The organism is Martelella radicis (assembly GCF_014196625.1).
In the GTDB taxonomy this organism is placed as follows: Bacteria; Pseudomonadota; Alphaproteobacteria; order Rhizobiales; family Rhizobiaceae; genus Martelella; species Martelella radicis.
Genome location: NZ_JACIDZ010000019.1, coordinates 13761 through 27132, shown reverse-complemented (window position 1 = coordinate 27132; position 13372 = coordinate 13761). Strand labels below are relative to the sequence as shown.

13 protein-coding genes are annotated in these 13372 nt (G+C 63.1%); 6 read left to right on the top strand and 7 right to left on the bottom strand.

Translation table 11 applies throughout. The features are described from left to right. Positions 1–375: 375 nt before the first annotated feature. The 7 genes from GGR30_RS20820 to GGR30_RS20790 form a co-directional block, all read right to left on the bottom strand. Positions 376–1296 (bottom strand): methylenetetrahydrofolate reductase, encoded by a 921-nt coding sequence (locus GGR30_RS20820; RefSeq protein ID WP_183490758.1) that lies wholly within the window; start codon positions 1294–1296, stop codon positions 376–378. 211 nt (positions 1297–1507) lie between these two features. Continuing rightward, positions 1508–2356, bottom strand: a complete 849-nt coding sequence (purU, locus tag GGR30_RS20815; protein WP_183490757.1) for a formyltetrahydrofolate deformylase — start codon at positions 2354–2356, stop codon at positions 1508–1510. Positions 2357–2648: 292 nt separating this feature from the next. Beyond that, positions 2649–3953 (bottom strand): TRAP transporter large permease, encoded by a 1305-nt coding sequence (locus tag GGR30_RS20810; protein ID WP_183490755.1) that lies wholly within the window; start codon positions 3951–3953, stop codon positions 2649–2651. After that, positions 3950–4462: a TRAP transporter small permease gene (locus tag GGR30_RS20805; RefSeq protein WP_183490753.1), complete on the bottom strand. Its 513-nt coding sequence runs from the start codon at positions 4460–4462 to the stop codon at positions 3950–3952. Before GGR30_RS20805 ends, GGR30_RS20810 begins: the two co-directional genes overlap by 4 nt. Positions 4463–4466: 4 nt before the next feature. After that, complete coding sequence (locus GGR30_RS20800) at positions 4467–5453, bottom strand: TRAP transporter substrate-binding protein (protein ID WP_183490751.1); 987 nt, start codon at positions 5451–5453, stop codon at positions 4467–4469. 315 nt (positions 5454–5768) lie between these two features. After that, a complete protein-coding gene (gene ligM, locus GGR30_RS20795; protein ID WP_183490816.1) occupies positions 5769–7154 on the bottom strand; it encodes a vanillate/3-O-methylgallate O-demethylase in 1386 nt (461 codons plus the stop codon). Between the two features lie 142 nt (positions 7155–7296). After that, positions 7297–8052, bottom strand: coding sequence for a GntR family transcriptional regulator (locus GGR30_RS20790; RefSeq protein ID WP_183490749.1), 756 nt, complete (start codon positions 8050–8052; stop codon positions 7297–7299). A 218-nt stretch (positions 8053–8270) separates the two neighbouring features. Here GGR30_RS20790 and GGR30_RS20785 point away from each other — a divergent pair, with 218 nt between their 5' ends. The 6 genes from GGR30_RS20785 (at position 8271) to GGR30_RS20760 (ending at position 12989) form a co-directional block, all read left to right on the top strand. Next, the gene (locus tag GGR30_RS20785; protein ID WP_183490747.1) at positions 8271–8981 is read left to right on the top strand and encodes an alpha/beta fold hydrolase; all 711 of its coding nucleotides are present in this window, start codon (positions 8271–8273) and stop codon (positions 8979–8981) included. After that, positions 8974–9315 carry an extradiol ring-cleavage dioxygenase gene (locus GGR30_RS20780; RefSeq protein WP_183490745.1) on the top strand — a complete coding sequence of 114 codons (342 nt, stop codon included), beginning with the start codon at positions 8974–8976 and terminating at the stop codon, positions 9313–9315. Before GGR30_RS20785 ends, GGR30_RS20780 begins: the two co-directional genes overlap by 8 nt. Next, positions 9315–10154 (top strand): class III extradiol dioxygenase family protein, encoded by an 840-nt coding sequence (locus tag GGR30_RS20775; protein WP_183490743.1) that lies wholly within the window; start codon positions 9315–9317, stop codon positions 10152–10154. Before GGR30_RS20780 ends, GGR30_RS20775 begins: the two co-directional genes overlap by 1 nt. After that, positions 10154–10486, top strand: a complete 333-nt coding sequence (locus tag GGR30_RS20770; protein WP_183490741.1) for a YciI family protein — start codon at positions 10154–10156, stop codon at positions 10484–10486. The genes GGR30_RS20775 and GGR30_RS20770 overlap by 1 nt, the downstream gene beginning before the upstream one ends. Before the next feature lie 36 nt (positions 10487–10522). After that, the gene (gene folD / locus GGR30_RS20765) at positions 10523–11425 is read left to right on the top strand and encodes a bifunctional methylenetetrahydrofolate dehydrogenase/methenyltetrahydrofolate cyclohydrolase FolD (RefSeq protein ID WP_183490739.1); all 903 of its coding nucleotides are present in this window, start codon (positions 10523–10525) and stop codon (positions 11423–11425) included. 97 nt (positions 11426–11522) lie between these two features. Beyond that, positions 11523–12989 (top strand): aldehyde dehydrogenase family protein, encoded by a 1467-nt coding sequence (locus GGR30_RS20760; RefSeq protein ID WP_183490737.1) that lies wholly within the window; start codon positions 11523–11525, stop codon positions 12987–12989. Positions 12990–13372: the final 383 nt, after the last annotated feature.

Below are 13372 nucleotides of genomic sequence, written 5' to 3'. Positions count from 1 at the left end.
CGCGATCTCGTCCCTCCGCAGGCTTTTGAGGCCCATTTTCCCGACCTCCCAGACGGGAACAAACGCGGAGGTCTCCGGTCTCAATGTATACGCCGATACATGTTTCAATCTGACCGTGCTTATACTTTAGCCCAGTATACTCAATAAATAAACAAAATTAGCGCGTATTTTGAAGAAAATCGATGTTTATATACAAAATGGAAAAAGTCTATCAACAGGTTGCGTATACATTTTGCGTGAAAAGTGCACGATTGACCAGCCGCGTCGGGACTCACTTACGCGGCCTGCGCAAAAAAACCGGCCCGTCGCTCTAACAGACGGACCGGTCGGGTCATGGCTTTGCCTGGTTGTGATCCGGCTTCCCTCGCAGCGACTTCAGACGGCGGCCGAGGCGGGGGCGGCGGCGCTGCGTCGGGCCGCCCAGTTGGCGCAGGCGCCGATGCCGCCCAGCGGGAAGAAGTGGATCTGGGCCACGGCTGAGCCGCCATCCCGTTTCGCCGCATCGGCGAAATCGGCAAGAACATCCGTCGGCTCATAGGGCAGCACCAGCTTGGACACATCCATCGCCCGGCGCTGCAGCACCTTGAGCGACGAGCCGACGCCGCAGGCGATCGCGAACTTGATCAGCGTCTGCAGCTTGGCCGGCCCGGCAATGCCGACATGAACGGGCAGGTCGACGCCGAAACCACGCAGCCGCTCGATCCAGGCCAGCACCGGCGCCGCCTCGAAGGCGAACTGGGTGACGATCGCCATTTCGGCGTCGGTGCGCTCGGCAAAGTCCTGCTTCCACCTGAGGGCGGCGTCGACATTGCCGGTCGACCCGTCGGAATCGATATCCTTGTTGCCTTCCGGATGGCCGGCCACATGAAGCCGCCGGAACCCCGCCTTGTCGAACAGGCCGGTTTCCATCAGCTGCATCGAGGAATGAAATTCGCCGACCGGCGCGGCGACGCCGCCGGCCAGCAACAGCGCCTGGTCGACGCCGGCCTCGCCCTGATAGCGCGCGATCCAGTCTTCCAGCGTCGCCCTGTCCTTGATGATGCGGGCGGGAAAATGCGGCATGACCGGGAAACCATCGTCCGACAGACGCCGCGCGGTGCCCACCATCTCTTCGATCGGCGTGCCTTCGATATGGGCTATGTATACACGGGTACCGGCCGGCAGCAACGCCTTGAAATCATCCACCTTGGCCGCGGTGCGCGGCATGACCTCGATCGAAAAACCTTCTATCAAAGGCTCGATGGCGGCGTTGTCGGCGGCGGCCTGCTTGCCGCGCCTGCCCAGAAATCCAATCATTCCGCAGACCCTCCTCCAGGTTGGGATGAATCAAATGTATACATTTGACTCTCGTCTGGCAAGCTTTTCGCCAATTCTTTCCGCAGGCATTCTCTGACTGTATGCATGACAAGGCGCGCCCTGCTTTGGCGTTTGCGACACCGGAGCGCCATCGACGCCTGCCGCAGCGCTCCCGCCCCAAGGCTAAAAGACGCCCTCCCCGCAACCGGTTCTATTTTTCGAAGACGACGGTCTTCTTCCCGTTCAGCATCACCCGGCGCTGAAGATGCAGGGTCACGGCCTTGGCCAGAACCCGGCGCTCGATGTCGCGGCCCTTGCGCACCAGATCTTCCGGCGTATCGGCATGGGTGACGGCTTCGACGTCCTGGGCGATGATTGGGCCCTCGTCGAGGTCCTCGGTCACGTAATGCGAGGTCGCGCCGATCATCTTCACCCCGCGCTCGAAGGCCTGGTGATAGGGTTTCGCACCCTTGAAGCCCGGCAGGAATGAGTGGTGGATATTGATGCAGCGTCCGGACAGAAACGCCGAGAGATCATCCGAGAGGATCTGCATGTAGCGCGCGAGCACGACCAGCTCCGCCCCCGTCTCGTTCACCAGCGCCTTGATCGCGGCCTCCTGCTGCGGCTTGGTGTCCTTGGTGATCGGCAGGTGATGATAGGGAATATCGCCCATCAGCGTCAGGTTCAGCGCCTCTTTCGGATGGTTGGAGGCAATCGCGACGACCTCCATGTCCAGTTCGCCGATCCGGTTACGGTAAAGCAGGTCGCCGAGACAATGATCGAATTTCGAGACCATCATCAGCACTTTCGGCCGCCGCGCCATGTCCCACAATTCCCAGGTCATGCCGTATTCGGCCGCGAGCTTATCCATCTCCGCGCGCAAGGCGGCCTCATCGCCGGGATATTCCACGACAACGCGCATGAAGAAGGTGCCGCTCACGGCATCGTCGAACTGGCGCGCCTCGGTGATATCGCCCTCGGCGCGGGCAAGAAGCGTGGCAACGGCGGCGACGATGCCGGGACGGTTGGCGCATTTGATGGTCAGGACATAGGACTTCATCGCAGGGATCTCCTCCAAATCGGGGCGCGGAAACCCGCCCCTTTCAGACAGCATGTGTTCCCACCCTCTTGCGGGCGGCGAACGATCTTTCATTCCTTCATGACGCCGCGTTGCGGCTCTCCGGCCGTTTCGGCGCGCGTTTTCCCGCTGCCGGCGCGCAGTCCACGCCGGCAGTCAAGGCTTCGATTGTCTTTCACGGCATTGCCGGGCGCCGCCTTTCGGTCAAAGGCTCCGCCGATATTTCCAACGCACCTGCGGGCGGAGAACCGTCTCCGCCCTTCTGCGAATTCCGCTAGTTCATCATCGTGTTCGGCAGGATCAGCGTGATCTGCGGAAAGGCGATCAGCACGATCAGCGTCGCCAGCATCGCGAACCAGAACGGCGTGACGCCGGCAAAGATGCGGGCGAGCGGCACGTCGCGGGCCACCGATTTGACGATGAACACATTGACCCCGACCGGCGGCGAGATCAGACCCATTTCCAGCGTCAGCACCACCAGCACGCCGAACCAGATCGGATCGATCCCGAGTTGCGAGATCACCGGGAAGTAGATCGGCATGGTCAGCACCAGCATGGCGAAGCCTTCAAGGAAGCAGCCGAGCACCAGATAGGTCAGCAGGATCAGCGCCAGAACCGTGAGCGGCCCGACCTCAAGGCCTTCCAGGAAAGTGCCGACCAGATCGGGAATGTGGGTAAGCGCCAGGAACGGGTTGAGGATATGGGCGGAAATCAGGATCAGCATCACCGCCGCCGTGGTCACGACCGAATCCTTGGCCGCCGTCCAGAATGTTTTTGGCGTCAGCTTGCCCGTCGCCGCGCCGATGACGATGATCAGCCCGGCGCCGACGGCGGAGGCCTCGACCGGCGAGAAGATCCCGGCATAAATGCCGCCGATCGTCAGGATCACAACAGAGAGCACCGGAAGCGCGCCGACGAGTTTCTTCGTCTTTTCGCCCATCGTCGTGCGCGGGCCGGCGGGGCCGAAGCCGGGCCTCAGCCAGCACAGGATGGTGATGGTGGCGATGAACATCGAAAGCAGCAGAATGCCCGGCAAAACGCCTGCCAGAAAAAGCCGGCCGATCGACTGCTGCGTCAGGATCGCGTAGATGACGAAGCCGGTCGAGGGCGGGATCAGGATGCCGAGCGTGCCGCCGGCGGCAACCACCCCGGTCGACAGCCGGTTGTCGTAATTGAAGCGGTCCATCTCGGCCATGGACACCTTGCCCATGGTCAGCGCAGAGGCGACCGAGGAGCCGGAAAGCGCGGCAAAGCCCGCGCAGCCGAGCACGGTGGCCGAGGCGAGCCCGCCGCGAAACCGCCCGACAATGGCATAGGCCGCATCATACAGCCTGCCGCTCATGCCCGTGACCGAGGCGACATTGCCCATCAGGATGAACAGCGGCACCACCACCAGTTCGGCCGAGGAGGCAAGCGTGAAGCTTTCCGAGGCCATCAGGCTCATCGCCGCCTTCAGGTCGCGCAATGCCCAGATTCCGGCAAAGCCGACAGAAAACATTGCCAGCGCCACCGGCACGCGGATCACCAGCAGCACAAACAGGACGGCAAGACCGACCAGGCCCACCAGTTCTCCGCTCATTCCTCAAACTCCCGCCTGGCTCGGCCGTAAGGCCCGGACAGCGCCAGCTCAACGGCGCGAAGCGCCATGCCGATGGCGGTGATCAGCGCCATGATCGACAAGGCCCACTGGAAATACCATTTGGGCATGCGCACGATATTGGTGGCAAGCTTGAGCATCTGCGACAGTTTCGATGAATCGTAGACGGTATAGGCGATGCCGACGAAGATCACCGCGCCGAGAAGCGCGGCGAAGATGTTGAGCCAGTGATTGAAGGCATCAGGGAAATGATCCTCGAAGACATCGACCGCGACATGGCCGCCGAGCTTGTCGCACAGCGCCATGCCGCCGAAGACGATGATGACCATGCCCATCTGGTAGAAGTCCTGCGCGCCGCGAAGCGGCGCGCCGAATGCCCGTCCGATCACGTCCGCAAGCACGACCAGCGTCACGAAGATCAGCCCGAGCGTGCCGGCAAAAGCGGAGAGCGAAATCAGCCCATCCGCGAGCCTGCGGAGCGTGGAAAGCATGGTCTTATTCACCACGCATCGAGGCAAGAACATCCTCGGCGCCGAGCTCGGTCACGATCTCCTCGGTCACCGGAATGGTGATCGCGCCGAAGGCTGCCGCCTGATCGGCATCGAGTGTGATCACGGTCTTGTTGGGATCGGCCTCAAGGCCGGCGATGGTCTCTTCGGCAACGCGGTTCCAAGCCGTCTCCGCGCTTTCGGAGAGATATTCGCCGGCATATTTGTCGATCGCCGCCTTCTGCTCGTCGGTAAGGCCGTCATAGCGTGCCTGGCTCATGACCACATAGAAGGTGAGGCGGCCGAGCGGCGCGCCGATCGTGTAGCTGTCGGCGACTTCGGAAAGCTTGAAATCGGTGACGGCGGACGCGCCGGTGACGACACCGTCGATCAGGCCGGTCTGCAGCGCATTGTAGATTTCGCCGGCCGGCATCTGCACCGGCGTGGCGCCGAGCGCTTCGAGAACGGCGGCAGACGTCGAGCCTGCGGCGCGGATCTTCAGGCCCTTCAGGTCATCAGGCGTGCGGACGTCCTTGTCCTTCATGATGAAGATGTTCGGCTCCGAGGTCCACAGCGCCAGCGGCTTGGTGCCCGGGAACTCGTCCTTGATCATGTCCATGGAACGCCAGATTGCCGGATAGCCGGGCTCGCCGAGCTCGATCACGCCCGGCATTTCGGCGATCATGGTTTTCGGGAACTGCGACGAGGTGTAGCCCGGCAGGCCCCAGACGATGTCGGCGACGCCCTGAAGCACGCGGACATACTGTTCCAGCGGGCCCTTGCCGAGCTCGCCGCCGGGATAGACGCGGATGGTCAGATCATCGCCGACCTCGTTGGCGATACCGTCCTGCAGCGGCTCGATGACCGAGCCGGTCAGCGTGTGCTGCGGAGGAACGAAATGGGCGAAAGACAGTTCTTCCGCCGAAGAGGCCGCAGCAGCGCCGGCAAAAATCGCGGCGGATACGGCAAGAGTGCGCAGGGACCTGTAGATCATGATTCTCCTCCCCAGGTTTCATGACTTGAAAGCGTGAGCGTGTCCGCTGGTCCGCGGCCACGCTCGGATGTTCCATTTTGCGCCGCTCCGGCCACGAAAGCCGGAAATGCTGCGGCCATGCATCAGTTGCAACAGGGAGGTGGCCAGGGCAGCGACCCGGCAGGCCCTCCTCGGCCTTCCCGGAACCCCGAGTTCCACCCATTTGCCGCGCCGGCGACGATGGCAACCGCCATGACGCCGCGCAGCGCATTGCAACCTAGCACATTACCGGCCGCCGCCCTAGACAAAGGCGGCGCCGTTTAGACGAAAGGGCGATCAGCGGCTCGCCTTGGTGCGCCAGCTGTCGGCGTAGTTCTCGCGGGCCTCGGCCGCATAGGGCGTCGGCGAAACGCGCACGCGGATCTCGGCCTGGCGATGCGGCTCGACCGAAGTCTTCTGCGTGGCCTCCGGCTCGCCCCATTTCAGCGTCAGCACGTCGCCGACATTGACGTCCGGGCTGACGACGCCGAGCGAGAGAACCCGGCGCTCATTGTAGGAATAGCCGTTGAACATCGACATGCCGACCATCTTGTCGCCGTTCATGACCATGTCGGCCGTCGACGACGCATAGTTCGGCTGCGGGAAATCGATCCACTTGTAGGGCGTGCCGTCCTCGAAATTCGAGGCGATGACCTTCAGGACATCTTCCGGGTTCCACTCGAAGGTGACCTTCTTGCGGTTGGTCGGCGCGTCCTTCAGCTTGGCGAGCGCGTCCTTGCCGATGAAATCATCCTTCTTCCAGCCGATATAGAAGCCGTAGCCGAGCTCGAACGGGTTGGTGTAGTAGTCCTCGACATTGTCGGAGACGAAGGAACCGCCGATGGAACCGACGGCCTCATAGGCATCGGCGCCCAGCCAGTCGCGATAGTCGGCCATCATGCCGTCGCCGGAATAGATGCCCGGCAGCGGCGAGGGAATCCAGCCGGATTCCAGCGTGTTGGTGGAATAGGCGCGCGAACCGACGCGGCGCAGATCGACGCCGGTCTTGGCCGCCGCTTCAAGGATGACCGACAGGACATAGGCCTTGTCGGAATAGGGACCCCAGATTTCCAGGCCCGGCGCGCCGGCCATGCCGTGGCGCAGCGCCTGCACCCGCTTCGAGCCGACATTGATCCAGTCGACATGGAAGAACTTGATTTCGGGAACCGGACCGCCATTGATGGCGTCGAGGATCTTGTTCGCGTCCGGACCCTGGATCTGGTAGCGATAGTGGGTGCGCAGCACGCGCTCGCCCTCGGGCCGCGAATCCGAACGCGGATCGTGGATGAGGCGCACGTTCCACTTGCCGATGGCGGCCTGGAACTTGGTCCAGTTGGCGGTCGGCTGACGACCGACGAGCACGAACTTGTCCTCGCGCTCGCGGAAGATGATCATGTCGCCGATGACATGGCCCGCGGGCGTGACCGGCACGAAATGCTTGGCGCGGTTCTGATCGAAATTCGAAAACGCATTGATACCAACATAGGCGAGAAACGCCTCGGCGTCCGGACCCTCGACGATCAGCTCGTCCATGTGATGGGTCTGGTCGAACAGCACGGCGGTGTGGCGCCATGCCATCTGTTCGCTGCGCCAGTTGGAAAACTCAGGCGCCACGACGGGGTATACATAAATCCCCGAACGCGAATTCCTCAAAAGCTCTACAGGGTTTGAAAACCCCTTCATTACAGTCGAAAGGCTTTGACCTGACACTTTCTCGCTCCTCCCAGCTCGTAAAAAATGTATACATACATTTGCAAGTCGGCCTCGAGAATGCAAGCGGAAAAATCACCCCGCCTGCAAATTCTCGCGATACTGGCACGCGCGCTCAGGGCAGTGCCGGGTCGTTCGGCGCCACCAGCGCAAGGCCGGGCACGGTGCTGACGAGATTGCGGTCCTTGGAGAAGATATATTCGAGGTTTCGCCGCGCCGCGCAGGCATGTTCGCGCGTCAGGGCTTCCGCCCGCGACCCCTGTCGCTGCGCGATCGCGGTGACGATCTCGCGGTGCTGCTCCTGGGCCACCTGCAGCGAGCGGCGGAAGTCGGAAAGCTTGGTCTTGTCCGGCAGGAAGGCAGAGGGCGAGGCAAACGGCAATTGCTTGGCACGGGCCAGTTCGCGCTCCAGCGTGGCCGAGCGCGGCAGGGCGGCAAGCGCATCGTGAAACTCGCTGTTGAGTTCCGAATAGGTCTCGAAGTCCACCTCGTCGGGATGAACGCCGACACAGCCGTCAAGCGCGCGGACAATGGCGGATATCTCCTTCAGCTCCTTCTCGCTCGCCCCGCGTTCGGCCGCAAGCCGCGCCGCCGTCCCCTCCAGCACGCCGCGCAGTTCGATCGTGTCCAGCACATCGGCATAGGCGAAGCTGCGAACCAGAAAGCCACCGCTGCGGGCGCGCTCCAGAAGTCCCTCTTCGGCCAGACGCGACATTGCCTCGCGCACGGGGGTCCGCGAAATCTGAAGGTCGTCGGCCAACGCCACCTCGAACAGGCGCGTGCCGCCCGGAATGGCGCCGTCGAGAATCCGCTTGCGCAGTTCCACCAGCGCCCGCATCGTGTGGGTCTTCGCCGTCGTTTGCCTGTCCATTCCTACCTCCGGACCTGATGCGACCCGCTGGACCGGGTCATGAACGCCTAATGTATACATAGTACGAACCGGGGCAAGCTCATCCGAGCCGCCAGCCCGCCCTGAACGTCTTTCGATCGATCTATGTATACATAATGGGCGATTTTTGGTTGATTTACCCCATATTTTTCGCTAACCCTACAAAAAATGTATTCACGACGGCGTTGGGAGGGCCGATCATGACCACATTGCTTCTCATTCCCGGCCTGGTGTCGGATGCCCGCGTCTGGCGCGCTGTTGCCCAGGCCGCGCCGGAATGGCTGTCCGCGGCCAACGCCGACATCACCCGCGAACCGACCATTGAGGACATGGCGGCCAGGCTCCTGCGCGAGAACGACGGCCCTCTGATCCCCGTCGGCCATTCCCTGGGCGGGCGCGTTGCCATGGAAATGGCGCACCAGGCGCCGGAGCGCGTGCGCGGCCTCGTTCTGGCCAATACCGGGCATGACGGCGTGGGAGAGAACGAGGCGCCCAAGCGGCTCGCCAAGATCGCCCGCGGCTACGAGGACATGACGGCCCTTGCCGCCGAATGGCTGCCGCCGATGCTCGCTGAAGGCGTCACGCCGGACCCGGCGCTTGTCGACGACCTGACGGACATGGTGCTGAAAGCCGGTCCCGACATTCATGCCCGCCAGATCCGCGCCATAATGGAGCGCCCGAACGCGATGGACTACATCGCCGACATCGCCTGTCCGGTTCTGCTGCTCACAGGCGCGCAGGACAGTTGGTCGCCGGAAAAGCAGCATCGCGAAATCGCCGAGAAGCTTGCGGTCTCCGAGCTTCAGATCATCGACGGCGCCGGGCATTTCATGCCCGTCGAGCGCCCGGACGAAACGGTTGCCGCCATCACCGGCTGGCTCGATCAGCACAAGGAGGTGCTCAATGTCTGACGTGCTCGAAATCCCCGAAACGCCGCTCTTCGAGCGAGAGCGCTCGAAAAACGGCTACCGGATGAACAAGATGGCCATGTCGCTCGGCAAGCCGGAAAACCGCGCGGCCTTCATCGCCGACGAGGAGGCGTTCCTTGACAGTTTCGGCCTCGGCGAGGCGGAGAAACAGGCGGTCATGAACCGCGACTGGCACAGGATGGTCTCCCTTGGCGGCAATCTCTTCTTCATCCTGAAGATCGCGGCGATCGACCCGGCCAGCATGGCCGAGATCGGCGCGGCGCAGGCCGGCATGAGCCAGGAAGAATTTCTCAAGACAAGACTGGGGAAGATGTAATGGCCGAAATCATTGGCGGCGTGGGCACCAGCCACGTACCCTCGATTGGCGTGGCGCTCGACAAGGGCCTTGCCGAAACGCCCGACTGGAAGCCGTTCTTCGACGGCTATATTCCCGGCAAGAAGTGGATGGCGGACAAGAAGCCCGACGTTGCGGTCGTCATCTTCAACGATCATGGCAACACCTTCTTCCTCGACCGCGTGCCGACCTTCGCCATCGGCGTTGCCGACAGCTACAAGCCGGTGGACGAGGGCTGGGGCCCGCGCGCCGTGCCGGAATTCGAGGGCGCCGTCGATCTCTCATGGCATATCGTCGACACGATGGTGGAAAACCACTTCGACCCGCTGGTCTGCCGCGAGATCGAGGTCGACCACGGCCTTCAGGTGCCGCTGGAACTGTTCTTCGGCCGTCCCGAACACTGGCCGGTCAAGGTGGTGCCGATCTGGGTCAACACCATCCAGTACCCGATCCCCACCCCGCAGCGCTGCTGGGAGATGGGCAAGGTGCTGCGCAAGGCGATCGAAAGCTTCCCCGGCGATGAGCGCGTGGTGATCATGGGCACGGGCGGACTTTCGCACCAGCTTCAGGGCAGCCGCGCCGGCTTCATCAACCGCGAGGCCGACGAGGCCTGGCTCGACGGCATCGCAAATGACTACGAGAAATACCGGAACATGAGCCGCAAGGACTATGTCGACCAGTTCGGCTCGGAAGGCGCGGAACTGATCATGTGGCTGGTGATGCGGGCGGCGATGAACCCGCATGTGGAGATGAAGCACAGGCATTATTATGCCCCCGCCTCGCTCACCGGCGCCGGCATGGTCGTGCTGGAGAACGCGTGATGGCGTTTTTCCTGATGCGCTGCCTGAACAATCCGGATGTCCATGAATTGCGCGAAAAAATCCGCCCGCAGCACCGCGAATGGGTGGGCTCCGGCGGCAATGGTCTGGTCTCGGTGCTGATCGGCTCGGCGCTTGTCGATGACAAGGGCAGCTCCTGCGGCAATTTCGGCATATTGGAAGCCAAAAGCCGCGCCGATGCCCAAGCCTTTGCCGAGGGCGACCCCTTCCGCAAGGCCGGCATTATCGCGACCATCGAGCTGACCCCCCTGCCCGACACGTTCCAGGTCGGGCGGATCAGCGAGCCGATGAGCCCGCGCCTTCCGGCAGAGTGAGCCGGCTCGCATGGGAAACGCCGACGGGAGGAGAACATGACGGCGAAGATCATTGACGGAAAGGCCTTTGCGGCCCGCATTCGCGGCGCGGTGGCCTGCCACGTATCGCGGACGAAGGCCAAACACGGCGTAACGCCCGGCCTTGCCGTGGTTCTCGTCGGCAATGATCCGGCATCCGAGGTCTATGTCCGCGCCAAGCACAAGCAGACGGTTGAGGCGGGCATGAATTCCTTCGAGCACCGCCTGCCGGAGGAAACGTCCGCCGCTGACCTTCTGGCGCTGGTCGCCCGGCTGAACGCCGACGACGCGGTCGACGGCATTCTCGTGCAATTGCCCCTGCCCGCCCATATTGCCGAAGCCGAGGTTCTGGCGGCGATCGACCCGGCGAAGGATGTCGACGGTTTTCACATCCACAATGTCGGGCTTCTCGCTACCGGACAGAAGGCGATGGTGCCCTGCACCCCGCTTGGCTGTCTGATGATGCTGAAGGCCGAACATGGCGATCTTTCGGGCCTTGAAGCCGTCGTCATCGGCCGCTCCAACATCGTCGGCAAGCCGATGGCCCAATTGCTGCTTTCCGCCAACGCCACCGTCACCATCGCCCATTCGCGCACAAGAGACCTGAAAGCAGTCGTCAGCCGCGCCGATATCGTGGTCGCCGCCGTCGGCAGGCCGAACATGGTCAAGGGCGACTGGATCAAGCCCGGCGCGAGCGTGATCGATGTCGGCATCAACCGCATCGATGCGCCGGAACGCGGGGAAGGAAAGACCCGGCTGACGGGCGACGTCGATTTCGCCGCCGCAAGCGCTGTCGCCGGCGCGATCACGCCGGTTCCGGGCGGCGTCGGCCCGATGACGATCGCCTGCCTGCTTGCCAACACGCTGACGGCCGCCTGCCGCCGCCACGGCCTTGCCGAACCGGAGGAGCTTACGGCCTGATGCCCCTCCTTCCGGAGGATGGTGTTTTTCGCGGGCCAAGCGCAATCTGTGACTGTAGAATACATCATCGCGGTCTGACATAGGGAGGAGAAGACCAGTGAATATTGCACAGGACGTGAAACAGGCGGCAACGCGCGCGCCGGACAAATTCTTCATCGACGGCGCGTGGGTCGCGCCGTTGTCGTCTGCCAAAATCAACGTGGTCTCGCCGGTCACCGAGGAGGTCGTGATGACCTATCCGGAAGCCTCGACGGCGGATATCGACCATGCGGTTGCCGCCGCGCGCGAGGCCTTCGACAACGGCCCCTGGCCGCATATGGCGCCGGCGGAGCGGGCCCGCTATCTGCGCAAGGTCGCCGAACATCTGCGCGAACGGCTGGACGATGTCGCCCATGACTGGTCGTGGCAGATGGGCGCGCCGATCTCGCTGACGAAGAAGCTCGCCGGCCAGAGCCCGCTGCTCTTCGACAATTACGCCGATATCATCGAGACCTATCCCTTCGTCGATCCGCGCGACCGGCTCGACGGCGGCGTCACCCGCGTGGCGCAGGAACCGGTCGGGGTCGTCGGCGCGATCACGCCGTGGAACGCACCTCTGGTGCTTCTGACCTACAAGGTCTCCGCAGCGCTCGCCGCCGGCTGCACCATGGTGGCCAAGCCCTCGCCGGAAACGCCGCTTGAGGCCTATATCCTGGCCGAATGCATCGAGAAGGCAGGCCTTCCGCGCGGCGTGTTCAACCTGGTACCGGCGGGCCGCGAAGGCGGCGATCATCTCGTGCGCCATCCCGGCATCGACAAGGTGGCCTTTACCGGCTCAACCGCCGCCGGCAAGAAGATCGCAGCCGCCTGCTCCGAACGTCTGGCCCGCGTCAGCCTGGAGCTCGGCGGCAAGTCGGCCGCCGTCCTGATGGAGGATGCGAACTTTGCCGCCGCCCTTCCCTCGCTGATGGTCTATACCATGCCGATCACCGGGCAGGTCTGCTTCTCGCTCACCCGCATTCTGGTGCCCGAATCCCGCAAGCAGGAATTTGTCGATCTTTATGTCGGCGCGCTCAAGGGCGTGACCGTCGGCGATCCGATGGATCCGGCAACGCTGATGGGTCCGCTGGCCAAGGCCGAGCAATATGCCCGGGTGACCAATTACATCGATCTCGGTCGCAGCGAGGGCGCGACGCTTGCCTGCGGCGGCGGCCGGCCGGCCGGCCTCGACAAGGGCTATTTCGTCGAGCCGACCGTCTTTGTCGATGTCGATCCCTCGATGCGCATCGCCCAGGAGGAGATCTTCGGCCCGGTCGTCTCGATCATCACCTATGACGGCGAGGCGGATGCGATCCGCAAGGCCAATGACAGCGTCTACGGCCTCAACGCCTCGATTTATGCCGGCGATCCGGAACGGGCCTTCCGCCTGGCCCGCCAGGTGCGGGCCGGCAACATCACCGTCAACGGCGTGATCGTCGATCCGCGCATGCCCTTCGGCGGGTTCAAGGAATCCGGCATGGGCCGCGAGGGCGGTCTTGAGGGGCTCGCCAACTATCTGGAGACCAAGTCGATCCATATGGCGTGAGCGCTGCGGAAAATGAGGGCCGGATCATTTCAGGCCCCAGACTGCTGAGAAAATCTGTTGCAGAAGCAATGACCCTGCTCCCGTTCTCCGTCACCCCGGCCTTGAGCCGGGGTCCAGGGCCACAAAAACACATTTTGTAACAGTGCCTTAATCGCGAGCGTTATCGCTATTCGGCCCTGGGTGCCGGCTCAAGGCCGGCATGACGGAGGAGAGTGAGGCGAACTTTGTCAACAAACTGAGGGCCTGATCAATTCAGGCGCTTCAGCAATACAGGGCGGCGCAAGTCTCCTCCGGCGGCAACGCCGCGCGCCGCCCTGGACCCGCTTTTCCGGGCGACCCCCGTTTTCAAACTGGTCATGGCTTCCTATGCTGGGGCAGCAATT